Origin of the sequence: Phaeacidiphilus oryzae TH49, assembly GCF_000744815.1 — a bacterium.
GTDB lineage: Bacteria > Actinomycetota > Actinomycetes > Streptomycetales > Streptomycetaceae > Phaeacidiphilus > Phaeacidiphilus oryzae.
This window is the reverse complement of record NZ_JQMQ01000005.1, coordinates 3,290,389-3,311,091: the sequence shown is the minus strand read 5'-3', so window position 1 is coordinate 3,311,091 and position 20,703 is coordinate 3,290,389. Positions and strand designations below refer to the sequence as shown.

The 20,703-nt window shown below is 72.5% G+C and carries 24 protein-coding genes; 4 read left to right on the top strand and 20 right to left on the bottom strand.

Annotation, left to right across the window (positions count from 1 at the left end; genetic code table 11):
• Positions 1 to 199 precede the first annotated feature (199 nt).
• Both BS73_RS18495 and BS73_RS18490 read right to left on the bottom strand, forming a co-directional pair.
• Positions 200 to 1,195, bottom strand: coding sequence for an inorganic phosphate transporter (locus tag BS73_RS18495; RefSeq protein ID WP_037573960.1), 996 nt, complete (start codon positions 1,193 to 1,195; stop codon positions 200 to 202).
• A gap of 5 nt (positions 1,196 to 1,200) precedes the next feature.
• A complete protein-coding gene (locus BS73_RS18490) occupies positions 1,201 to 1,821 on the bottom strand; it encodes a DUF47 domain-containing protein (protein ID WP_037573957.1) in 621 nt (206 codons plus the stop codon).
• Between the two features lie 258 nt (positions 1,822 to 2,079).
• Between BS73_RS18490 and BS73_RS18485 the strand changes: the two genes are divergently transcribed.
• Positions 2,080 to 2,439, top strand: a complete 360-nt coding sequence (locus BS73_RS18485) for a metal-sensitive transcriptional regulator (RefSeq protein ID WP_037573954.1) — start codon at positions 2,080 to 2,082, stop codon at positions 2,437 to 2,439.
• Positions 2,440 to 2,474: 35 nt separating this feature from the next.
• Here BS73_RS18485 and BS73_RS18480 read toward each other — a convergent pair whose 3' ends face one another.
• The 6 genes from BS73_RS18480 to BS73_RS18455 all read right to left on the bottom strand — a co-directional run bounded on the left by BS73_RS18480 (position 2,475) and on the right by BS73_RS18455 (position 8,820).
• Entirely contained in the window at positions 2,475 to 2,885 is a 411-nt protein-coding gene (locus BS73_RS18480; RefSeq protein WP_037573951.1) for an NUDIX hydrolase, read from the bottom strand.
• Positions 2,886 to 2,887: 2 nt separating this feature from the next.
• Positions 2,888 to 3,970, bottom strand: coding sequence for a CHAD domain-containing protein (locus BS73_RS18475; RefSeq protein WP_084704174.1), 1,083 nt, complete (start codon positions 3,968 to 3,970; stop codon positions 2,888 to 2,890).
• Between the two features lie 79 nt (positions 3,971 to 4,049).
• A complete protein-coding gene (locus tag BS73_RS18470; RefSeq protein WP_407675027.1) occupies positions 4,050 to 6,266 on the bottom strand; it encodes an RNA degradosome polyphosphate kinase in 2,217 nt (738 codons plus the stop codon).
• A 100-nt stretch (positions 6,267 to 6,366) separates the two neighbouring features.
• Complete coding sequence (gene mshD, locus BS73_RS18465) at positions 6,367 to 7,257, bottom strand: mycothiol synthase (protein ID WP_037573950.1); 891 nt, start codon at positions 7,255 to 7,257, stop codon at positions 6,367 to 6,369.
• Between the two features lie 72 nt (positions 7,258 to 7,329).
• Positions 7,330 to 8,310: an asparaginase gene (locus BS73_RS18460; RefSeq protein WP_051940085.1), complete on the bottom strand. Its 981-nt coding sequence runs from the start codon at positions 8,308 to 8,310 to the stop codon at positions 7,330 to 7,332.
• Positions 8,311 to 8,352: 42 nt separating this feature from the next.
• Positions 8,353 to 8,820, bottom strand: coding sequence for an RsiG family protein (locus BS73_RS18455; protein ID WP_152617870.1), 468 nt, complete (start codon positions 8,818 to 8,820; stop codon positions 8,353 to 8,355).
• A gap of 325 nt (positions 8,821 to 9,145) precedes the next feature.
• Here BS73_RS18455 and dtd point away from each other — a divergent pair, with 325 nt between their 5' ends.
• Entirely contained in the window at positions 9,146 to 9,571 is a 426-nt protein-coding gene (gene dtd / locus BS73_RS18450; protein ID WP_037573947.1) for a D-aminoacyl-tRNA deacylase, read from the top strand.
• Positions 9,572 to 9,613: 42 nt separating this feature from the next.
• Here the strand turns inward: dtd and ygfZ are convergent, their stop codons facing one another.
• From ygfZ to BS73_RS18435, 3 genes are read right to left on the bottom strand one after another with little or no spacing between them, the layout of a single operon-like run.
• A complete protein-coding gene (gene ygfZ / locus BS73_RS18445; protein ID WP_037573945.1) occupies positions 9,614 to 10,582 on the bottom strand; it encodes a CAF17-like 4Fe-4S cluster assembly/insertion protein YgfZ in 969 nt (322 codons plus the stop codon).
• A 28-nt stretch (positions 10,583 to 10,610) separates the two neighbouring features.
• Complete coding sequence (locus BS73_RS18440; protein ID WP_037573942.1) at positions 10,611 to 11,084, bottom strand: Fur family transcriptional regulator; 474 nt, start codon at positions 11,082 to 11,084, stop codon at positions 10,611 to 10,613.
• A 41-nt stretch (positions 11,085 to 11,125) separates the two neighbouring features.
• On the bottom strand, positions 11,126 to 11,725 hold the full coding sequence (locus BS73_RS18435; RefSeq protein ID WP_037573939.1) for an FABP family protein: 600 nt from the start codon (positions 11,723 to 11,725) through the stop codon (positions 11,126 to 11,128).
• Between the two features lie 248 nt (positions 11,726 to 11,973).
• Between BS73_RS18435 and BS73_RS18430 the strand changes: the two genes are divergently transcribed.
• Entirely contained in the window at positions 11,974 to 12,339 is a 366-nt protein-coding gene (locus BS73_RS18430; protein ID WP_037573936.1) for a DsrE family protein, read from the top strand.
• Between the two features lie 6 nt (positions 12,340 to 12,345).
• On the opposite strand, the gene BS73_RS18425 is transcribed toward BS73_RS18430, so the two are convergent.
• The 8 genes from BS73_RS18425 to BS73_RS18395 form a co-directional block, all read right to left on the bottom strand.
• A complete protein-coding gene (locus tag BS73_RS18425) occupies positions 12,346 to 12,591 on the bottom strand; it encodes a DUF3099 domain-containing protein (protein WP_265736889.1) in 246 nt (81 codons plus the stop codon).
• Between the two features lie 74 nt (positions 12,592 to 12,665).
• Complete coding sequence (locus BS73_RS18420; protein WP_037573934.1) at positions 12,666 to 15,248, bottom strand: ABC transporter permease; 2,583 nt, start codon at positions 15,246 to 15,248, stop codon at positions 12,666 to 12,668.
• A gap of 58 nt (positions 15,249 to 15,306) precedes the next feature.
• Positions 15,307 to 16,092: an ABC transporter ATP-binding protein gene (locus BS73_RS18415; RefSeq protein ID WP_037573931.1), complete on the bottom strand. Its 786-nt coding sequence runs from the start codon at positions 16,090 to 16,092 to the stop codon at positions 15,307 to 15,309.
• Between the two features lie 309 nt (positions 16,093 to 16,401).
• The gene (locus BS73_RS18410; protein ID WP_037573929.1) at positions 16,402 to 16,692 is read right to left on the bottom strand and encodes a DUF1416 domain-containing protein; all 291 of its coding nucleotides are present in this window, start codon (positions 16,690 to 16,692) and stop codon (positions 16,402 to 16,404) included.
• 14 nt (positions 16,693 to 16,706) lie between these two features.
• A complete protein-coding gene (locus tag BS73_RS18405; RefSeq protein ID WP_037573926.1) occupies positions 16,707 to 17,552 on the bottom strand; it encodes a sulfurtransferase in 846 nt (281 codons plus the stop codon).
• 158 nt (positions 17,553 to 17,710) lie between these two features.
• Positions 17,711 to 17,791, bottom strand: a complete 81-nt coding sequence (locus BS73_RS40980; RefSeq protein WP_407675141.1) for an Ms5788A family Cys-rich leader peptide — start codon at positions 17,789 to 17,791, stop codon at positions 17,711 to 17,713.
• A 225-nt stretch (positions 17,792 to 18,016) separates the two neighbouring features.
• Positions 18,017 to 18,721 (bottom strand): LmeA family phospholipid-binding protein, encoded by a 705-nt coding sequence (locus tag BS73_RS18400; protein ID WP_161789675.1) that lies wholly within the window; start codon positions 18,719 to 18,721, stop codon positions 18,017 to 18,019.
• A 162-nt stretch (positions 18,722 to 18,883) separates the two neighbouring features.
• Positions 18,884 to 19,576: a hypothetical protein gene (locus BS73_RS18395; RefSeq protein WP_051940082.1), complete on the bottom strand. Its 693-nt coding sequence runs from the start codon at positions 19,574 to 19,576 to the stop codon at positions 18,884 to 18,886.
• 362 nt (positions 19,577 to 19,938) lie between these two features.
• On the opposite strand from BS73_RS18395, the gene BS73_RS18390 reads away from it, so the two are divergent.
• Positions 19,939 to 20,304 carry a hypothetical protein gene (locus BS73_RS18390; RefSeq protein WP_152617648.1) on the top strand — a complete coding sequence of 122 codons (366 nt, stop codon included), beginning with the start codon at positions 19,939 to 19,941 and terminating at the stop codon, positions 20,302 to 20,304.
• 100 nt (positions 20,305 to 20,404) lie between these two features.
• Here the strand turns inward: BS73_RS18390 and BS73_RS18385 are convergent, their stop codons facing one another.
• Positions 20,405 to 20,677 carry a MoaD/ThiS family protein gene (locus BS73_RS18385; RefSeq protein WP_200886711.1) on the bottom strand — a complete coding sequence of 91 codons (273 nt, stop codon included), beginning with the start codon at positions 20,675 to 20,677 and terminating at the stop codon, positions 20,405 to 20,407.
• Between the last annotated feature and the right edge of the window lie 26 nt (positions 20,678 to 20,703).

The window sequence follows — 20,703 nt, the reverse complement described above, 5'->3', positions numbered from 1 at the left end:
CGCGGGGTGGGTAAGGGGCGCGGGGAACTGCCCGGTCGGCCGCCACGCCGCACCCGGCAACGGCGACCGGACCGCAACTCAACAGCCGTTCGCCGCGCCCCTGATTCGCCCTTCGGGCTCGTCCGGGGCGGGGACGCAAGCTGCCCGGGGGCGCATTGGCGGTGCCGCCCCCGGGCTTCCTCGCGTCGGTGTCGGTCCGTCAGAGGACGATCGCGCTGGCGATCCAGTAGATCAGCGCGGCGACGACCCCCGCCGCCGGCATCGTGATCACCCAGCCCAGCACGATGTTCTTGCCCACGTTCCACCGCACCGCGCGGATCCGCTTGGTCGCCCCCACACCCATGATCGCCGAGGTGATCACATGGGTGGTGGAGATCGGCGCCTTGAACACATACGCGGTGAAGTACAGGATCGACGAGGCCGTCGCCTCCGCCGCGAACCCCTGCGGCGGATCCAGCTCGATGATCCGCCGGCCCAGCGTGCGCATGATCCGCCACCCGCCGGCGTACGTGCCGAGCGCCATCACCAGCGCGGTCGTCACCTTCACCCAGGCCGGGATCGAGTGGCCGCCGTAGTGCCCGGAGATGGTGAGCGCCATCACCACGACGCCCATCGTCTTCTGGGTGTCCTGGAGGCCGTGGCCGAGCGCCATCGCCGCCGCCGAAACCGTCTGCGCGACCCGGAAGTTGCGCTTGGCCCGGTGCGGGTTGGCCCGCCGGAAGACCCACAGGATGGCCAGCATCAGCAGGAATCCGACGATCAGCCCCACCACCGGCGAGAGCACCATCGGCAGGACGATCTTCTCCCAGACGCCCTTCCAGATCACCCCTGTTCCACCGGCCAGCGCGGCCCCCACCATGCCGCCGAAGAGGGCGTGGGAGGAGGACGAGGGGAGGCCGAAGTACCAGGTGAGGAGGTTCCAGGCGATCGCCCCGACCAGCGAGGAGAAGAGGATCACCATCCCCTGGCTGCCGGAGGGCGTGTCGATGATGCCCTTGCTGACGGTCTGTGCGACGCCCTCGCCGAGGAAGGCGCCGGCCAGGTTCATCACCGCCGCCATCGCCAGCGCCGCCCGGGGGGTCAGCGCCCGGGTCGACACCGAGGTCGCGATCGCGTTCGCCGAGTCGTGGAACCCGTTGGTATAGGCGAAGGTGAAGGCGACCAGGACGGTCAGGACGAGTCCGAAGATCTCCACCGCGGTCAGGACTCCTTGACGGCGATGGTCTCCACCGTGTTCGCCACGTGCTCGAAGGCGTCCGCCGCCTCTTCCAGGATGTCCACGATCTGCTTGAGCTTCATGACCTCGATGGCCTCGTACTCACCGCTGAAGAGGTGCGCCAGCAGCTTGCGGTGGATCTGGTCGGCCTGGTTCTCCAGGCGGTTGACCTCGATCCAGTACTCGGTGAGGTTCTCCATCGTGCGCAGCTGCGGCATCGCGCTCGCGGTCAGCTCGGCGGCCCTGGCCAGCACCTCGATCTGCTGCTCGATGCCCTTGGGCAGCTGCTGGATGTCGTAGAGGACGACCAGGTCGACGGCCTCCTCCATGAAGTCCATGATGTCGTCGAGCGACGAGGCCAGTGAGTAGATGTCCTCCCGGTCGAACGGCGTGATGAAGGACGAGTTCAGCTGGTGGAAGATCGCGTGGGTGCAGTCGTCGCCCGCGTGTTCGGCGGCCCGCATCCGGTCGGCGATTTCCGGCCTCGCGGCGATGTCGGCGCCCAGGAGTTCCAGCAGGAGTTTCGATCCGGTCACGAGGTTGTCCGCCGATGCGGCGAACATGTCGTAGAAGCTCGTCTCCCGAGGGGTCAGACGAATGCGCACAGAGGTCTCCGGTGTACAGGGTGCGGTCGAAGCGATGCTAGGCGCTGCGTGCAGTAATCGCGCAAACCGGGGTGTTGACGCGGTCGGGTGGTACCCGCTCGTATCCTCGCGTACGCCCCGCGCGCGTGGAGGTTTCCGACGCGCAAGAGGAGTAACAGCAATCGGAGTGTGACCGAAACCGCACTAGCGCACGGTGAACGGCGCACGCCCGGCTCGGCCTACCATGAACCCGAACCGAACACCCGAGGAGGCCGCGCCATGGCGACGACCGAGCCGCAGGCGACCGACGAGAGCCGCCGGGCGTGCCACGCGCCCGACCCCGGGGAGCCGAAGCCGCCGTTCGGCTACACCGCCCGCAAGGACGAGCACATCCGCCGGCTGCGCCGGATCGAGGGCCAGGTCCGCGGGCTGCAGCGGATGGTCGAGGACGACACCTACTGCATCGACATCCTCACCCAGGTCTCGGCGGGCACCAAGGCCCTCCAGGCCTTCGCCCTCAGCCTGCTGGAGGAGCACCTCCAGCACTGCGTCGCCGAGGCGATGGAGGAGGGCGGCCCCGCCGCCCAGGCCAAGATCGAGGAGGCCACCGCCGCGATCGCCAGGCTCCTGCGCACCTGACCGCGCCCCGCCCCCCGCGTACCGGCGCTCGGCGCTCAGGCCCGCAGGAACGCGATCAGCAGCGCGCGGTCGTACGGGTAGGTCAGACGGGTCAGCGCCTCGCCGGGGGACACCCACACCAGCTCGTCGACCTCCGGGTTCGGCTGGAACGCGCCGTCGGCCGGCTCCGCCGCCCAGTACCGGACCTCCTTCGGCCGCCCCCGCGAGAGGTAGTGGGTGCTCGGCAGCCGCGCGCCCAGCCGCACCGTCAGGCCCGTCTCCTCCCAGGTCTCCCGCAGCGCCGCCGCGGCCCAGTCCTCGCCGGGGTCGAGCTTCCCCTTGGGGAACGACCAGTCGTCGTACTTCGGCCGGTGGACCAGCGCGATCTCCCGCGAGCCGTCGGCGCCGGGCCGCCACAGCAGCACCCCCGCCGCCCGGATCAGCTCCGGTCCGCCGTCGTCCGTCATCGCTACCCCTGCGCCATCTCCGTGTCCGCCCGGTCGTACTCCGGCGCCAGGTGGGACCAGCGGCGGCTGAACGCGTACCGCGCGGCCTCCACCGCCATCCGCTGGTCGGCGTGGAGCACCCCCAGAACGTAGCCGGTCGCGGGGGTGATCCGCGGAGTGGTGGCGGCCGCCGCCGCGCCGGCCGCGGCCTCGGCGGCCTCCCGCGCCATCGCCAGCAGCTCGGTCAGCTCGTCCAGACCGGTGGGGTGACGGTTGCTCAGCTCGTCCAGCAGCGGGGCGCACACCGCCCGGGCCCGCAGCGCGGCCCGCGCCCGGTCGCGGGTGCGCCGCCACCGCGGCTCGTCCGGGTCCTCCGGCGCGGTACGCAGCGCGTCCCCGTGGTACGGCACGGTGATCCGGGCCAGCGGCAGTTCGCGCACCGCCGCCGCCAGCGAGCGGTAGGCCGCGCCCAGGCAGGGCAGCAGCGCGGCGTCCCCGGGCGCGTTCTCGGGCAGCGCGAGCGGCGGGTCGGAGGCCAGCAGGCTGAGCCGGTCGGCCAGCGCGTGGAAGCGGGAGGAGCGCAGCTCCTGCAGCGCGGCCGTGTGGGCCCGGGCGCGGGCCAGGGTGAGCTGCCGCTCCAGCAGCGCCCGCGCCTTCGGCACCCCCGGATGACCGGCCAGCACCCCCGGCCTGATCGTGCTCTCCGCGCCGCCCTGGCCGCCCGGCCCGTTCTCGCCCCTCTCGCCCGCGCTCACCGGCGCCAGCACGTCCAGCGCCGCGGCCAGCCGCACCGCCTTCCGGGTGTACGCGGGCTCCGGCGCGAGGACGGCGGCGAGCCAGCCCAGCTCGGAGCGGAGTGGATCGGCCACCGACCGGTTGAGCAGCGGCCCGAAGACCGTGAGCAGCGGCGACAGCCCCCGCACCGCGGCGCGCAGCGCCATCGCGTCGGGCCCGCTCCCGCCCATCGCGCTGGCCGCCCGGAGGAACGCCTCCGCCGCCTCCGCGAGCCGCCCCCCGAGCAGCTCGCCCACGGTGCCGCCGTCCCCTCCGGCGCCGCCCCCCTGGGTCATCCGCGCGCCCGCAGCGCCCGGCCTGGCATCCTTCATCCGCTCCGTCCCGCCCGTTTCCGCCCCGCCCGACACGTCCGTCGTCCCGCCCGCCCCCTCGCGGTACCGCACCGCCCGCTCAGACCGAGCGGCCACGCGGGCCCCATTCGGCCACTCGCCGGCTCCGCTGCCGGGACTCGATCAGCAGCTCCTGCACGTTGCGCAGCGGGCGCCCCTCCTCGTCCACCGAGTGCCGCTGCCAGCTGCCGTCCGGTCCCAGATGCCAGGACTCGGTGTCGTCGGCCGTCCCCAGCTCCAGAAGCCCGGCCAGCTCGGCCCGGTGGGCCGGGTCGGTGACCCGCACCAGGGCCTCGATCCGCCGGTCCAGGTTGCGGTGCATCATGTCGGCGCTGCCGATCCAGACCTCCGGGTCGCCGCCGTTGGCGAAGACGAACACCCGGGAGTGCTCCAGGAAGCGCCCCAGCACGCTGCGCACCCTGATGTTCTCGCTGAGCCCGGGGACCCCGGGCCGGATCGCGCAGATGCCGCGCACCCACACGTCCACCGGCACCCCCGCCTGGGAGGCCCGGTAGAGGGCGTCGATGACCGCCTCGTCGACCACCGAGTTGAGCTTCATCTGGACCCGCGCCGGGCGCCCGGCCAGATGGTGGTCGATCTCGTCGTGGATCCGGGAGACCAGGCCCTGCCGCAGCGAGCGCGGAGCCACCAGCAGCCGCCGGTACGACTCCCGCCGGGAGTAGCCGGAAAGCCGGTTGAAGAGGTCGCTGAGGTCCGCGCCCACCTGCGGATCGCAGGTCAGCAGGCCGAGGTCCTCGTACAGCCGGGCCGTCTTCGGGTGGTAGTTGCCGGTGCCGACGTGGGCGTACCGCCGCAGCACGTCGCCCTCCTGACGGACCACCAGCGACAGCTTGCTGTGGGTCTTCAGGCCGACCAGCCCGTAGACCACGTGGCAGCCGGACTCCTCCAGCTTCCGTGCCCACTTGATGTTGGCCTGCTCGTCGAACCGCGCCTTGATCTCGACCAGCACCAGCACCTGCTTGCCCGCCTCGGCCGCGTCTATCAGCGCGTCCACGATCGGCGAGTCACCGGACGTCCGGTACAGCGTCTGCTTGATGGCCAGCACGTCCGGGTCCGCGGCGGCCTGCTCCAGGAAGGCCTGCACGGAGGTGGAGAAGGAGTCGTAGGGGTGGTGGAGCAGGACGTCCCGCTCGCGCACCGCCGCGAAGATGTCCGGCGCGGACGCCGACTCCACGTCGGTCAGCCCGCGGGCGGTGCCGGCCACGAACTTCGGGTACTTCAGCTCCGGCCGGTCCAGGCCGGCCACCGCGAACAGACCGGTCAGGTCCAGCGGTCCGGGCAGCGGATAGACCTCGGCCTGACTGATGTTCAGCTCCCGCACCAGGAGGTCCAGGACGTACGGGTCGATGGACTCCTCGACCTCCAGCCGGACCGGCGGGCCGAACCGGCGCCGCATCAGCTCCTTCTCCAGCGCCTTGAGGAGGTTCTCCGCGTCGTCCTCCTCCACCTCCAGGTCCTCGTTGCGGGTGACCCGGAAGGCGTGGTGGGCGAGCACCTCCATGCCCGGGAAGAGCTCCTCCAGATGGGCCCCCATCACGTCCTCCAGCGGCACGTACCGCTGGGGCGAGGCCTCCAGGAAGCGGGAGAGCGACTGCGGCACCTTCACCCGGGCGAAGTGCTTGTGCCCGGAGACCGGGTTCCGCACCACCACGGCCAGGTTGAGGCTGAGGCCCGAGATGTAAGGGAAGGGGTGCGCCGGGTCGACCGCGAGCGGGGTGAGCACCGGGAAGATCTGCTGCCGGAACAGGGTGAGCAGCCGCCCCTGCTCCTTGTCGGTCAGCTCGCCCCAGCGCACCAGTTCGATGCCCTGGGCGGCCAGCTCCGGCTGCACGTCCTGCTGGAAGCAGGCGGCGTGACGGGCCATCAACTCGCGCGAGCGGGTCCAGATCAGGTCCAGCACCTCGCGCGGCTGGAGGCCGGAGGCGGAGCGCTGGGCGACCCCGGTGGCGATCCGGCGCTTCAGCCCGGCGACCCGGACCATGAAGAACTCGTCCAGGTTGCTCGCGAAGATGGCCAGGAACTTGGCGCGCTCCAGCAGCGGCGTGGCGGCGTCCTCGGCGAGTTCGAGCACCCGCTCGTTGAACGCCAGCCAGCTGCGCTCCCGGTCCAGGAAGCGGTCGTCGGGCAGCGGCTCGGCGTCGGACCCCGGCCCGACCGCGGCCGGCTGCGGATGCGCCGGGGGGTGCACGGGAGCGGCCATGGCTTCCTCCAGCGGATGGGTTCGGCGCGGGAGACTCCCTGTCACGGTGAGACTCATTCCGTGATCTTCGCAACGGCGGTTGAATCCACGGTAAATACGGCGTGGCCAACAGGAAAGCCGGGATGGTCGCGACAGGGTGCTCCGCGCGCCTACCGACTCACTGCCGTCCGTACATCAGATCCACCTCGTGGACGGTGAACCCCATTCTCTCGTAGACCCGGACGGCGGGCGTGTTGTCCGCGTCCACATAGAGGAGAACGGCGGAGAGGCCGCGGTCCCCGGCGAGATGCCGCAGCCCGACGGCGGTCAGCGCCCGGCCGAGCCCGCCGCCCTGGGCGTTCGGGTCCACGCCCACCACGTACACCTCGCCGATCGGCGGCTCGCCGGGCTCCTCGTGGACCTTCGTCCAGTGGAACCCGATCAGCCGCCCGTCCTCCGCCCGCTCGGCGAGGAAGAAGCCCTTGGGGTCGAACCACGGCTCCGCGAGCCGGTCCTTCAGGTCCTCCTCGGTCCAGGAGCCCTGCTCGGGGTGGTGGGCGAAGGCGGCGGCGTTCAGCGCCAGCCAGGCCGCGTCGTCCTCACCGGGCACGAAGGTACGGACCCGCACACCCTCCGGGAACACCGGTTCCGGCAGGTCCGCCAGGCCGGCCAGCGGCCGCCGCATCTGCCGCAGCTCGCGGACCAGCGCCAGCCCGTGCTCCTCGGCCAGCCGGCGGGCGCCGGGGTGGCCGCCGTGCGCCCAGAACTCCTCGCCGCCGGCCTGGAGCGCGGCGTCCAGCAGCGCCCGCCCATGCCCGCGCCGGCGGGCCCCCGGATCCACGACGAGCTCCCCGGTCCCCCCGTCGACCTGCGCGTATCCGACGAGCTCGGCGGCCTCGTCCCGCCGCAGCAGATGCCGTACGCCGGCGGTCTCCCGCCGCAGCCGCAGCCGCCCCTGCTCGGAGACGGCGGGCCGCCCATCCTCCCGAGCGGCCCGCGCCAGCAGCGCTTCCACGCCCGCCACGTCGTCCCCGCCGAGGCTCTCGATCTCACTGATCCCGGTAACCATGCCCCGAGCGTACGCAGCCCCCGCGCCCCGGAGGTAGCGCCACAGGCGCAGCTCAGGGCCCGGGACGGAGGACTAGAACGTCGCCCGCACCGCGCCCACCACCGCGCCCGCGCCCAGCAGCGGCGCCGCGCCCAGCCGATCGAGCAGGCCGTCCTCGGCGGCGGCCCCCATCCGCCGCAGCGCGGCGGCCAGCACGGGCCCCCGGGCCCGCTCCGCGCCGTCGTCCAGCTTGAAGGCCAGCGCCCGCCCGTCCGCCAGCGCCAGCGCCTGCACCCCCTCGGCGCCGATCTTGGCGACCGCCCCGGGGAGCCCCCGCATCAGCCAGGTGTCCGTCCGCCGCGTCCCGGCCACGTACTCCGGGTGGGCCCGCATCGCGTCCGCGACCCGGCGCTCGGCCGACCCCTCGGCCCCCAGCGCCATGGCCCGGAAGGCCCGCGCCAGCCCGATCAGCGAGACCGCCATCAGCGGCGCTCCGCAGCCGTCGACGCCCACCGAGGCCACCGTCTCCCCGCTGAGCTCCTCCAGCGCCGCCCGCACCTCGACCTGGAGCGGGTGCTCGGGCGCCAGGTACGACTCCAGGTCCCACCCGCGCCCCCGGCAGGCCGCCAGCATGGCCGCGTGCTTCCCGGAGCAGTTCATCGCCAGCCGGTCGCGCTCCCGCCCGGCACGCATCCAGGCCTCCGCCTCGACCGGGTCCATCGGCAGGTCGACGGGGTTGCGCAGGTCGTCCTCGGTCAGCCCGTGGTCGGCGAGCACCTTTCGCACGCCCTCCAGGTGAAACGTTTCTCCAGAGTGGCTGGCGGCCGCCAGCGCCAGCTGCTCGCCGGCCAGCCGCAGCCCCGTCCGCAGGACCGCGACCGCCTGCACCGGCTTGTTGCTGGACCGCGGGTAGACCGGGGCCTCCGGTGTGCCGAGGGCGAACTCGACCGAGCCGTCGGCGGCGAGGGCCACCAGCGAGCCGCGGTGGCAGCCCTCGACGAAACCTGAGCGGACGACCTCGGCGAGTATCGGCGCCGCGGGGAGGTCGGAGATGTAGGCGTGGGCGAGTGCCATGGCGCGCGGGGCCTTCCGGACGAGCGTGGACGTGGAGCGAGGTCACCCGTCCGACAGCAGGTCGTCGACGTGCGCCTCCCCTTCACGGTACCTGCGGGTGATCTCCGCGCCGCACTCGTCCGCCATCCCCTGGAGCTGCTGCCGCTGCCCGGAGACCTCCCGCTCGTAGGCGCTCAGCCGGGCACAGGCGGCCCGCAGCTCGCCGTCGTCCCTGCCGTCCAGATCGGCCAGCTCGACCTCCCCCATCAGAGCGTCGGCGAGCGCGCGGTAGCGCTGCCCGCGCGGGGTGCCGAGGGTCACGTGCCGGGCGGAGGAGCGCACCCGGGAGGGCAGGTCGGCGAGGATCCGCGGCAGCTGGTCGAGGAGCAGCGGGGCCTCCCCGCCGGGGGCGGGGGAGGGGGCGGTGCCGGCCCGGCGGTCCAGTTCGGCGCGCAGGATGTCCAGCCTGCCCTGGAGCAGTCGGCGCAGATAGGAGAGGTCGGCCTCCTCCTCGCCCGCGGTGCGGCGCATGGCGCGCAGCTCTTCGAGGCCGAGGAGGCTGAGGTCGGCGCCGATTCGGCTCGGGTAGTCCACGACTGCATGGTGCCACCCCCGCCACGTTTCTCCAGCCGCACCGGCACCCGAACGGTCCCGTGGCGAATAACGGGCGCTTCATACGACCGGCGCATATTCCCTGCGTACGGCCAACGTCCGAGGTGGGGCGGCGGCGTGCGGGGAGGTAGCGGGCGCGGCATGGCGCACTCTGCGGCGCGACCGGATCGCCGCAAGCCCCTCCCGTCGTCCGGGCGGCCACCCTGGTCCGGCGATCCTCGGCCGGTCGGGGAGAATACCCCGCATGCGCGCAGTGGCTCAGGTGGTGACGGAAGCTCAGGTGACCGTGGACGGGGAGACCGTCGGGCAGATCCTCGGCCCGGGGCTCTGCGTCCTGGTCGGGGTGACCCACGACGACACCCCGGAGAAGGCCGCCCTGATGGCCCGCAAGCTGTGGAGCCTGCGGGTGCTCGACGGCGAGAAGTCCTGCTCCGACCTGAACGCCCCGCTGCTGGTGGTCAGCCAGTTCACGCTGTACGGCGACGCCCGCAAGGGCCGCCGCCCGACCTGGAACGCGGCCGCCCCGGGCCCGGTGGCCGAACCGCTGGTCGACGAGGTGGTGGCGCAGCTGCGCGGCCTGGGCGCCACCGTCGAGACCGGGCGCTTCGGGGCCGCCATGAAGGTCTCGCTGACCAACGACGGCCCGTTCACGGTGCTCCTGGAGTTCTAGGGGAGGTGGATCCACCCCCCGGCGTCCCGCCCCGCCCCGCCGTCACGGCGCGACGACGACCTCCTGGCCCGCCGGTACGGACCCGGCCAGCAGCGTGGCGTCCACCGGCGTGTTCCGCTTCACCAGCGCCAGCGCCACCGGCCCCAGCTCGTGGTGCCGGGCGGAGGAGGTGACGAACCCGACCGTCCGGTCGTCCAGCCGCACCTCCGCCCCGTGCGGCGGCAGCTTCTCCTCGGTGCCGTCCAGATGCAGGAAGACCAGCCGGCGCGGCGGGCGCCCGAGGTTGTGCACCCGGGCCACCGTCTCCTGCCCGCGGTAGCACCCCTTGTTCAGGTGCACCGCGGTCTCCAGCCAGCCGACCTCGTGGGGGATGGTGCGGTGGTCGGTCTCGAAGCCCAGCCGCGGCCGGTGGGCCTCGATCCGCAGCGCCTCGTAGGCCCAGATCCCGGCCGGGCCGCCGTAGCCGCGGACCGCCTCGGCGAGCCGCTCGCGCGGGACGAACAGGTCGCGCCCGTAGGGGAGTTCGCGCACCGCGGCGGCCGGGCCGAGGTCGGCGGTGGAGCCGGCGGGCAGGAAGACCACCGCGTACGCGTCCGTCGCGTCGACGGCCTCCACCCGGTACATGAACCGCATCTTCTCCAGGTACGCCAGCAGCTCCTGCTGCGTCCCCGGCTCGACGTGGATCCAGGTCGTCTCGCCGTCGTCCACCAGGTAGAGGGCGTGCTCGACGTGCCCGTGCGGGGAGAGCACCAGGGCCTCCGCGGCCTGGTTCGGCGGCAGCTCGCTGACGTGCTGGGTGAGCAGCAGATGCAGCCAGGGGAGCCGGTCGGGCCCGGAGACCGTCAGCACCCCGCGGTGCGACAGGTCGACGAAGGCGTTGCCGGCGGCCAGATCGCGCTGCTCGCGGAAGAAGTCGCCGTAGTGGGCGGCGACCCCGTCGTCCTGGCCCTCGGCGGGTACCGCACCGGGCGTGCCGAGCAGCGGGCTCTGCGGGTTCCTCTGCGCACTCATGCGCCCAGCGTACGTTCCCCGCGGGCGCTCAGTCAGAGCCGCCCGGCGCCTCCGCCTCGGCCTCGGCCTTCGCCTCGGCCTCCGCCTTCGCGGCGCAGTCGGCGCAGAGGCCGAAGATGGCGAAGTGCTTCATGTCCGTCTCGAAGCCCTGCTGCTCGCGCAGCGCCCGGATCAGCGGGTCGGCGACCGAGACGTCGGTCTCGGTCACCTTTCCGCACTCCCGGCAGACCAGGTGGATGTGGTGGTGCCGGTCCGCGAGGTGGTAGGTCGGGGCGCCGTGGCCGAGGTGGGCGTGCGAGACCAGGCCCAGCTCCTCCAGCAGCTCCAGCGTCCGGTAGACGGTGGAGATGTTGATCCCGGAGGCGGTTCTGCGGACCTCGTTGAGGATGTCGTCGGGGGTGGCGTGCCCGAGGACGTCGACCGCCTCCAGCACCAGCTGCCGCTGGGGGGTCAGCCGGTATCCGCGCCGGCGCAGGTCGGACTTCCAGTCGGTGGCTGCCACGCGCACCCCCTCCTCACTCCAGCACTTCAGCGAGCGCCGCCTCAGCGGAAGAAGGCGATCCCGTCGTCCGGCAGGTCCGCGACGTCCTTCACCAGCTGCGCCGGGTTGAGCACCTTCTTCAGCTGCGCCGACATGTACGGGCGCAGCGGCACCTCGGGGGCGGCCTTCTCGCCGACCCAGGCCAGGTCCGCCTCGTCGCCGTTGCCCACCAGACCGTACAGCCGCTTGCCGCCGCTGTACCCCGGCGCGCCCTCGATCCGCGCGACCGCGTCGGTGGCCAGGTCGATCTGCGGCTTGCCGTCGGCGAGTTCGCCGTACCAGATCTCCACCGTGCCGTCGTCGCGGACGGAGGAGAACTCGATCTCCCGGGCGCCGGAGGTGCCGTCGGCGTTCTTGGTGATCCGCCAGAAGCCGGCCTCGGACTCCAGCGGGCGGACCCGCTCACCCTGGTCGTCCAGGACCCAGCTGCGGGAGCGGTACTCCAGGAACGGCCGGCCGTCGTGGCGGAACACGACCTCCTGGCCGAAGTTGCACTTCTCCGACCCAGGGAAGTCGAAAACGCCGGCGCCCTGCCAGGTGCCGAGCAGGAAGGCCAGCGGAACGACGTCCTTGTGGAGGCCGTCGGGGATCTCGATCTGCATGTCTCAACCGTACCGGCGGATCGGGCGAGCCCGCGAAGGCAAGGTCAGCGCTGGCCCTGGAAGAGCTTGGCGACGGCGTAGACCGCGAACCAGATGATCGCCACGGCCATGATCGCCAGGAGGATGTCGTAGTAGTAGGACAGAGGCATGGTGCGCGGACTCCTCGTCGAGGTCATCAGGCTCTCGGTTCAGCGGAAGTCTAGCCGCCGGTTGATCGCCCACGGCGGACAGGGCCTAGGGTGACGCCCATGCAGAAGAAGCTGGTCGTGAAGGTCACCGCCGGAGCGGACGCTCCCGAGCGCTGCTCCCAGGCGTTCACCGTGGCCTCGGTGGCCGCGGCGAGCGGGGTGCCCGTGTCGCTCTGGCTGACCGGCGAGTCCGCGTGGTTCGCACTGCCGGGGCGCGCGGCGGAGTTCGAGCTCCCGCACTCCGCTCCGCTGCCGGACCTGCTGGACGCCGTCCTGGCCGGCGGCGGCACGGTCACCCTCTGCACCCAGTGCGCCGCGCGGCGGGGCATCGTCCAGGACGACGTCCTGGCGGGCGTCCGCATCGCCGGAGCGCAGGTCTTCGTCAGCGAGATCATGGCGGACGAGGTCCAGGCGCTCGTCTACTGACGCCGGCTACTTCTCGTCCCACCACTTGTCGTCCGGCCCGCGCCGGTTGGCGACGATCGCCGCGACCGGCGGAATGACCAGGGCGACCGCGCTCATCACCACCGCCGCGGTGACCGACCACAACCGGACGACGTTCCACGCGAGCACGATCAGCAGAATGCACGTGCCCATCAGCCCGAAGTACGCCTGCTTCCTGGTGGCCATACCTTCACCGTACGCCGCGGGCCCCGGTGAGCCCGAAGGGCGATCCAGGGGCGCGGGGACACGGCGAGAGGGCGGGGCCGGGACAGAGAACCCCGAGCCCCGCCCCCGCGAGCGCCCGCGCGTCAGTCGGTCTTGATCGCCTGCAAGGCGTTCAGCCGGGCCGCCCGCCGGGCCGGCCACATCGCCGCGACCACGCCGACCACCAGCGCGGCGACCCCGAAGACCGCGTACTGCGACCACGGCAGCACCATCTGGTACGTCGAGAAGTGCGGAGTGATCATCCGGCCGCAGGCCCAGGCCAGGAACGTCCCGGCGGACAGCCCGAGCAGCGCCCCGAAGACCGCGATGACCAGCGACTCCAGCCGCACCATCCGCTTGACCCGCCGCCGGTCGAGGCCGATCGCCCGCAGCATCCCGATCTCCCGGGCCCGCTCGAAGACCGACATCGCCATGGTGTTGACCACGCCGATCACCGCGACGATCACCGACATCCCGAGCAGCCCGTAGACCATGTACAGGATCCGGTCGATGGTCGCGTCGAAGCTGTTCAGCAGGTCGCTCTTGGTCTGCACCTGGATCACCGGACTGTCGCCCAGCGCCGCCTTGATCGCGCTCTGCAGCTGCGAGCCCGCCTTGCCCGGCGCGGCCCTGACCGTCACCGAGTCCACGGTGTTCCGGAACACATGCCCCTTGAACAGCGAGTTGTCCGCGTAGACGTCCGGGGACATGGTCTGATGCGGATAGACCCCGGCGACCTCCACGGCCTTCACCGTCTTGTCCGGCAGGGTGATCGGCAGCCGCTCGCCCTGGGTCCAGTGGTTCCGGGTGGCGACCTTCTGGTCCACGGCGATCTGATCGGACCTCAGGCCGGAGATCGACCCGCTCACCGTGGTCACGTTGAACAGCTGGGTGAAGACCGAGGTGTCCATCGCCGTGGTCCGCACGGTGTGCCCGCCGATCGCGGCCGGCACCGAGCTCTGCCCGGTGGCCGCCTGCACGCCCGGCACCTTCTTCACGGCGGCCACCACGGAGCCGTCCAGCGGCCGGAAGTTGCCGTTGGAGATCTCGTAGTCGGCCCGGATCCCGTCGGTCGCCGCGCTGGCGATGCCGCTCTTCAGCGAGGTGGTGACCACCCCCATCGCGCTCATCAGGGTGAGCCCGATCATCAGCGCGGTGGCCGTGGCCGCGGTACGCCGCGGGTTGCGCAGCGAGTTCCGCTTCGCCAGCCGGCCGGAGACGCCGAAGGCGGCCAGCAGCGGGGTGAAGAAGCCGATCACCGGCCGGGAGACCAGGGGGGTCAGCACGATCAGCCCGACCAGCAGCAGCGCCGCCCCGGCGCCGACCGTCGCGGCCTGGCGGTTGGTGGACCAGCTGTGCGAGGCCAGGCCCAGCGCGATCAGCGCGCCGCCGCCGCAGGCCACGACCAGGCCGAGGGTGTTCCGGACGATCAGCGAACGCTGCTTCGGCGGGGCGTCCACGCTGCTCATCGCCGCCACCGGCGGGATCTTCGCCGCCCGCCGGGCCGGCAGCCAGGCCGAGAGCACGGTGATCAGCACGCCGATCACCAGCGAGACCGCGGCCGAGCCGACGGTGATCACCGGGGCGTTGTCCGGCAGGCTGCCGCCGCTGGTGGCGTTGATCACCGACCGCATGCCGATCGCGAGGCCGATGCCGACCGCGTAACCGGCCACCGAGGAGAGGAGGCCGACCAGGACCGCCTCGAACAGCACCGAGCGGGTGACCTGCCGGCGCGAGGCGCCGACCGCCCGCAGCAGCGCCAGCTCCCGGGTGCGCTGGGCGACCAGCATGGTGAAGGTGTTGGCGATCAGGAAGATCCCGACGAACAGCGCCACCCCGGCGAAGCAGAGGAAGACGGTGTTCATCGTCGACATGCTGGACGAGATCGCCTTCGCCTGGTCGTCGACGAGCTTCTGCCCGGTCTCGGCGCTCAGCCCCGGCTTGCCCGCGATCACAGGGTCCACCTCGGAGAGCAGCTGCTGCTGGCCCGCCGAGCTCTTCAGGTCGACCCGGTCGTAGAGGCCGGGGGCGAGGAAGAGCTTCTGCGCGGTGGCGTCGTCGAAGAGGGTCAGCGTCCCGCCGGCCTTCACCGCCCCGTCGGAGGTGGTGAAGATCCCGGCCAGCTTCTCGTGGAGGACCGGGCCGTCGACGGAGACGTCGACGGTGTCGCCGACGTGGTAGCCGCCCTTCGCCGCGGTCTTGCTGTCGAGGGCGATCTCGCCCGGGCCGCTCGGGCCGTGGCCGGAGGTGAAGGCGTAGCGGGAGTCCTGGCCGTCCGCGCCGGGTGACCAGTTGGCGCCCTTGGTGCCCCAGCCGCTGCCGATCGCGTCGTGCTTGGCGTCCGCCACCGCGGTGAAGCCGCTGACGGTGGGCTCGGCCGAGCCCACCCCGGGCAGCGCCGCCAGCTTGCGGTAGGTGGCCTGGTCGATGCCGGTGGCCTTGGTGGTGAGCGGGTTGCCGGCGTCGCGGCCGCCGCCCGGGCCGGCCTTGGTGCCGGTCGAGTCGGCGGAGACCGAGACGGCCAGACCGGTGTAGTTCTTGGCGTACGAGTCCCTCAGGCCCTGGTCCAGGGTCGAGGTGAAGACGAGGGTGCCGCCGACGAAGGCGACGCCGAGCAGCACGGCCAGCATCGTCATCAGCAGCCGCAGCTTGTGCGCCATCACATTGCGCAGCGCTGTGCGGAACATCGGTGGGTGTCCTTCTGCGGGAAGCGGTGGGTGGACGGGTGACGGATCGTCAGCAGCGTCAGCTGGTGCGGCCCTTGGCGTCGAACTGCTTCATCCGCTCGAGGACGCTGTCCGCGGTGGGGTTCGCCAGCTCGTCCACGATCCGGCCGTCGGCCAGGAAGAGCACCCGGTCCGCGTAGGCGGCGGCGCCGGCGTCGTGGGTGACCATCACGATGGTCTGGCCGAAGTCGCGGGTGGAGGCGCGCAGGAAGGAGAGGATCTCCGAGCCGGAACGGGAGTCCAGGTTGCCGGTGGGCTCGTCGGCGAAGACGATCTCGGGCCGGCCGGCCAGCGCGCGGGCGCAGGCCACGCGCTGCTGCTGTCCGCCGGAGAGCTGGCCGGGGCGGTGCTTCAGCCGGTCGGCGAGGCCGACGGTGGCGACGATCCGCTCCAGCCACTCCATGTCCGGCTTACGGCCGGCGATGTCCAGGGTGAGGGTGATGTTCTCCAGCGCGGTGAGCGTCGGCACCAGGTTGAAGGCCTGGAAGACGAAGCCGATCCGGTCCCGCCTGAGCTTGGTGAGCTTCTTGTCCTTGAGCCTGCTGAGCTCGACGTCGCCGATGGTGGCGGAGCCGCCCGATATCGAGTCCAGGCCCGCCATGCAGTGCATCAGGGTGGACTTCCCGGAGCCCGAGGGCCCCATGATCGCGGTGAACTCGCCGCGGCGGAACTCGACGGAGACGCCGTCCAGCGCGACCACACGGGTCTCGCCCTCGCCGTACACCTTGGTGAGTCCTTCGGCGCGGGCGGCGACCTCTGTGCGGGCGGCTCCCGAGGCGTAAGCCTGCTGCTGAGTCGTTGACACTCGGCACTCCAGTCCGGTGGTGAGGGTTCACTTCGACCGTCACCATCCTCTGGGACGCCGGCGGCGAATCCATGCGCCGGGGTGCTGGTTCACCGGGCAGCCGTCAGAGGTACGCCCGCACCTCGCGTCTCCTCCTGCGGTATGACACCACCCCTGAGACACCCACCTGAGACACCCACCTGAGAACACCGCCGCCGCGCACGCCGGTGGGAACACCCGTGGGAAGGAGGCCGGTTGGCGGAACACAGCACCGCGCCCCCGAACCGCCGCCCGGGGGGGCGAGCCGTTCGGGGGCGCGGTGGACGCCTCTCAGACCGCGATCTCGATCTCCGCGAGCGCGCCCTGCTGGGCCACGACCGCACGGTCGACCGTCGCGCCCGGCACCAGCGCCCGCAGGGTCCACTGGCCCGGCGCGGCGAAGAAGCGGAACTGCCCGGTCGCCGAGGTCGGGACCTCGGCCGTGAACTCGCCGCCCGCGTCGAGGAGCCGGACGTAGCCGTTCACCGGCTGACCGTCCTTGGTGACCGAGCCCTGGATGATGGTCTCACCGGCCACGTCGACTCCTGCCAGGTCGGGGCCTCCGGCCTTCGCACCGCACATGGTGGTGTTCTCCCTTACTTGTTGGCGCCGAGCTCGATCGGCACGCCGACGAGGCTGCCGTACTCGGTCCAGGAACCGTCGTAGTTCTTCACGTTGGGCTGGCCGAGCAGCTCGTGGAGCACGAACCAGGTGTGCGCGGAGCGCTCGCCGATCCGGCAGTACGCGATGGTGTCCTTGGCCAGGTCGACGCCCTCCTCCGTGTACAGCTCGCGGAGCTCGTCGTCCGACTTGAAGGTGCCGTCGTCGTTGGCCGACTTGGACCACGGGATGTTGCGGGCGCTCGGCACGTGGCCGGGGCGCTGCGACTGCTCCTGCGGCAGGTGGGCCGGGGCCAGCAGCTTGCCGGAGAACTCGTCGGGGGAGCGGACGTCCACCAGGTTCAGCGAGCCGATGGCGGCCACCACGTCGTCCCGGAAGGCCCGGATCGAGGTGTCCTGGGCCTTGGCCTTGTACTCGGTGGCCGGACGGTTCGGCACCTCGGAGCCGTCGACCAGGTCGCGGGAGTCCAGCTCCCACTTCTTGCGGCCGCCGTCGAGGAGCTTGACGTCGCCGTGGCCGTACAGCTTGAAGTACCAGTAGGCGTAGGACGCGAACCAGTTGTTGTTGCCGCCGTAGAGGACGACGGTGTCGTCGTTGGCGATGCCCTTGGCGGACAGCAGCTTCTCGAAGCCGGCCTGGTCGACGAAGTCGCGGCGGACCGGGTCCTGGAGGTCCTTCTTCCAGTCGATCCGGACGGCGTTGCGGATGTGGTTCTTGTCGTAGGCGGCGGTGTCCTCGTCGACCTCGACGAGGACGACCTTCGGGTCGTCCAGGTGGGCCTGGACCCAGTCGGCGTCCACCAGGACGTCACTGCGGCTCATGGTGCTTCTCCTCCGGGGCAGTAGCGGAAGGTGCTGTGTCCGCGGCCAACGGCCGACCGCAGGGGCCGGACGGTCCGAATGCCGGAACGCACAATGGATGATCAAGGAGTTGCGGGAGCGGACCCGTCCCAGCGGGACGCTCTACCGCGCGAGGGAACTCAGAAGCTGCGACACAGGCAGGCGGAGACGCGGCACAGGTCCACCGCCCGCCGCTTCGTCAGATCCGCCTGTCGCGTCATGACCCCGATGCTAGGGAAGCAACGCCCGGTCTGTCATCGGTAGTTCGATGGGTGAGACAAAATCATCCACTATGTGGGAACGAGTGGGGCCGACGCTGCTCTCACGGGCATCGCCCCAGGTCGCGGCATCCGCGGCCGGACCCGGACATACGGGGGTGGAACGGGGGCCGATCGGTGGGCGCGCGGGCCGCGTCTCGGAATGCGGACGGAATCAGGATTCCGGTCTCACTGATTGAGCTTCAGGTTCGATCCGGAGAGGCTCACCAGCACTCCGTCCGGCCGGGCCTCCACCGACTCCAGGCTCAGCCCGGCGGGGATGTTCGGGATCTTGAAGGAGGTGTCGAAGAGCTGCTTCACCACCGACTTGGGGTCGCCGGGCAGCAGCGAGACCCCCGCGCCGGTCAGCTTGTCCACGCTTATGTCGGTCGGCGCCACCGAGTCCCCGCTGAGCACCTTGAGGCCGGCCCGGCCGGAGCCCTTGATCTGGATGCCCAGCCAGGTGACCTGCCCGGAGATCCGCACCCGGTCGTCGCCGCCGTAGGCGAAGCTCAGCCCGTGGCCCATCGCCTTGGAGACGTCCGCGTAGGAGAGGAGGATGCTCCCGGTGCCGTTCTGCACGGTCGCCGAGCTGTAGCCGTTCTGGAGCAGCACGCCGCGCAGGTCCGCGTCGATCGAGCGGATCGTGACCTGGGCGCCCGAGCCGTCGCTGAGCGTCAGGTCGTTCGCGGAGACCTTCACGTCGTCCAGCTTCTTGGCGACCAGCTGGGTCAGGAACGGAAAGCCCCTGATGCTGAGGTCGGGCTTGCTGCTGAGGTTTCCGGCGGCCTGGATCCTGCTCGCCATCTTCCCCTGGACGACCGCCACGCTGATCCGGTCCGCCGCCACGAACAGCGCGCAGAGCACGACCAGGGTGATGATCAAACGGCGCAAGGCCCGCATGGGACTGGACTCCTCGGTTCCTGGTGCGTTCTCTTGAGTCAAGAGAGGGCGAACGGACGCTCGACGGTTGCGTGACCGACATCATGCACCATGGCCATGAGAGGCCACGGTGCGGCTGACGGCCCGTCAGACCCGGCGGGCGACCCCCGGCGGTCAGCCGAGAACGCCCAGGAGGAGCACCAGCGGGCCGGCGCAGGCGAGCGGCAGCGCGACCCCGGCGGTGCGGTGGACGAACCGCGAGGGGAAGTCGAACGCCGCCACCCGCCGCCCGAGCAGTCCGCAGGCGCCGGCCACCGCGCCCAGCGCCGAGCCGGGGCCCGCGCCGAGTCCGGCCGCCGAGGCGAGCGCGATCCCGGCGGCCAGCGCCACCACCCAGCCGATCGCGAAGGCGGCCTTGGCCGGCAGCGCCCGCGCGGCCAGCGCGGCGAACATCGCGGAGAAGGCGGCCGCCAGCGCGCCGACCACCACGGTGTCCTTTCCGTGCGCGGTGCCAAGCGCGGCCAGGAAGCCGCCCGCGAGCACCGTCACCACGGTCGCGGAGGCGCAGACCGTCAGCGCGTAGAAGCGCTCGTCCGGGTCGGAGGGCCGGAACACCTGGAGCACCAGGACCAGCAGGAAGAACGCCCCGAGAGCGCCGAGCAGCGCGCCGGGGGCGGCCCCGCCGCCGGCCGCGAAGAGCGCCCCGGCGTCCGCGACCAGGCCGCCGAGGAAGGCCAGCAGGATGCCCTGCCGGGCCGGCCACATCCCGTTCAGCCGGAACCAGCCGGCCGCGGTCACCGCCTGCAGCAGCACCACGCCCACGGCCAGCGCCGGCCTGCCGAGCGCGGCCGTGCCGGAGAGCACCACCGCGAGGAGGAGGGTTCCGGCGGCGGACTCCAGCCCCGGGTCGATGATCGGCGAACCGGTACGCCGGCCACCGGCCGCCGGGGGCTGCGCAGGCGTCGCGGGGCCCGCCGTCGGGGCGAGGGGGCGCCGCCGCCGGCCGCGGTGGGCGCCTGGCCCCAGGCGAAGCCGGCGCCGGACTCCGCCGGTCCGGCCGCCGGGCTGCCCGGGTACGCCGGCTGCTCCCGGTACCCCGCGCCCGCGGGGCTCTCGGCGTACCCGGCGTACCCCGCACCGGCCGTGGGCGCGGCCACGGCCGCGGGGCCTCCGGGGTACGGCTGCTGCTGCGGCGGCTGCTGCGAGTACTGCTGCTGGGAGTACGGGTGGTGCTGCTGCTGCGAGTACTGCTGCGGCTGCTGTGGGTGCTGCTGCTGTCGCGGGTGCTGGGGGAGCCCCCAGACGTACCCGGCCTCGTCCAGCTCCGCGCCGACCGCGGCCGCCGCCTCCTCGCCCCAGGGCAGGCCGACCTGGGGGCCGCCGGGCGCGGCGGCGGCCTCGGGGGCACCGTCACCCCCGGGCCGGCGTGCCCCGGCTGCTCCGGCACGACCTGCGAGAACGGCGTCCCCTCGCCCCACGGCACCCCGCCGACCGGCGCCCCGCCCTGCGGCGGCGCCGGCCACTGGCCGCCGGCCGCGGGCGCGTACGGGTCCTGGGCCTGCTGGCCGTGCGGGGTCTGGGGCGCCCCCCAGTAGCCCTCCCCGGGCGCCGCCGGGCGCGGCTCCTGCGGCCACTCCTGGGGCGCGCCCCACGCGCGCTGCTGGGGGTAGGCGTCGTCGGTGCTCACTGGATCTCTCACCCGCCCGCGAAGGGCGGCAGCACCTCGACGGTGCCGCCCTCGGTCAGTTCGACGTTCGAATGCTCCCGGCTGCCGACGGCCACCCCGTCGACCAGGAACGAGCAGCGCCTGAGCACCGAGGCGAAGCCCGGCCGGTCGGCCCGCGCCGCCCGGGCCGCGTCCAGCGCCTCGGCGAGCGTCGCCGCCCGGTACGGCTCCTCGGCCGTGCCGGCCTCGGCCTTGGCGGCCGCCCAGTACCGGATCGTCCCGGTCGGCAGAACTGCCGTCATCTCAGCCCCTCTCCTCCTGGCCCGGC

Excerpts from the sequence above, each read along its gene's own strand:
- BS73_RS18485 (WP_037573954.1), top strand. The coding sequence starts at position 2,080 with ATGGCGACGACCGAGCCGCAGGCGACCGACGAGAGCCGCCGGGCGTGC.
- BS73_RS18480 (WP_037573951.1), bottom strand. The coding sequence starts at position 2,885 with ATGACGGACGACGGCGGACCGGAGCTGATCCGGGCGGCGGGGGTGCTG.
- BS73_RS18475 (WP_084704174.1), bottom strand. The coding sequence starts at position 3,970 with ATGAAGGATGCCAGGCCGGGCGCTGCGGGCGCGCGGATGACCCAGGGG.
- BS73_RS18470 (WP_407675027.1), bottom strand. The coding sequence starts at position 6,266 with ATGAGTCTCACCGTGACAGGGAGTCTCCCGCGCCGAACCCATCCGCTG.
- mshD (WP_037573950.1), bottom strand. The coding sequence starts at position 7,257 with ATGGTTACCGGGATCAGTGAGATCGAGAGCCTCGGCGGGGACGACGTG.
- BS73_RS18460 (WP_051940085.1), bottom strand. The coding sequence starts at position 8,310 with ATGGCACTCGCCCACGCCTACATCTCCGACCTCCCCGCGGCGCCGATA.
- BS73_RS18455 (WP_152617870.1), bottom strand. The coding sequence starts at position 8,820 with ATGCGCCGCACCGCGGGCGAGGAGGAGGCCGACCTCTCCTATCTGCGC.
- dtd (WP_037573947.1), top strand. The coding sequence starts at position 9,146 with ATGCGCGCAGTGGCTCAGGTGGTGACGGAAGCTCAGGTGACCGTGGAC.
- ygfZ (WP_037573945.1), bottom strand. The coding sequence starts at position 10,582 with ATGAGTGCGCAGAGGAACCCGCAGAGCCCGCTGCTCGGCACGCCCGGT.
- BS73_RS18435 (WP_037573939.1), bottom strand. The coding sequence starts at position 11,725 with ATGCAGATCGAGATCCCCGACGGCCTCCACAAGGACGTCGTTCCGCTG.
- BS73_RS18430 (WP_037573936.1), top strand. The coding sequence starts at position 11,974 with ATGCAGAAGAAGCTGGTCGTGAAGGTCACCGCCGGAGCGGACGCTCCC.
- BS73_RS18420 (WP_037573934.1), bottom strand. The coding sequence starts at position 15,248 with ATGTTCCGCACAGCGCTGCGCAATGTGATGGCGCACAAGCTGCGGCTG.
- BS73_RS18410 (WP_037573929.1), bottom strand. The coding sequence starts at position 16,692 with ATGTGCGGTGCGAAGGCCGGAGGCCCCGACCTGGCAGGAGTCGACGTG.
- BS73_RS18405 (WP_037573926.1), bottom strand. The coding sequence starts at position 17,552 with ATGAGCCGCAGTGACGTCCTGGTGGACGCCGACTGGGTCCAGGCCCAC.
- BS73_RS40980 (WP_407675141.1), bottom strand. The coding sequence starts at position 17,791 with ATGACGCGACAGGCGGATCTGACGAAGCGGCGGGCGGTGGACCTGTGC.
- BS73_RS18385 (WP_200886711.1), bottom strand. The coding sequence starts at position 20,677 with ATGACGGCAGTTCTGCCGACCGGGACGATCCGGTACTGGGCGGCCGCC.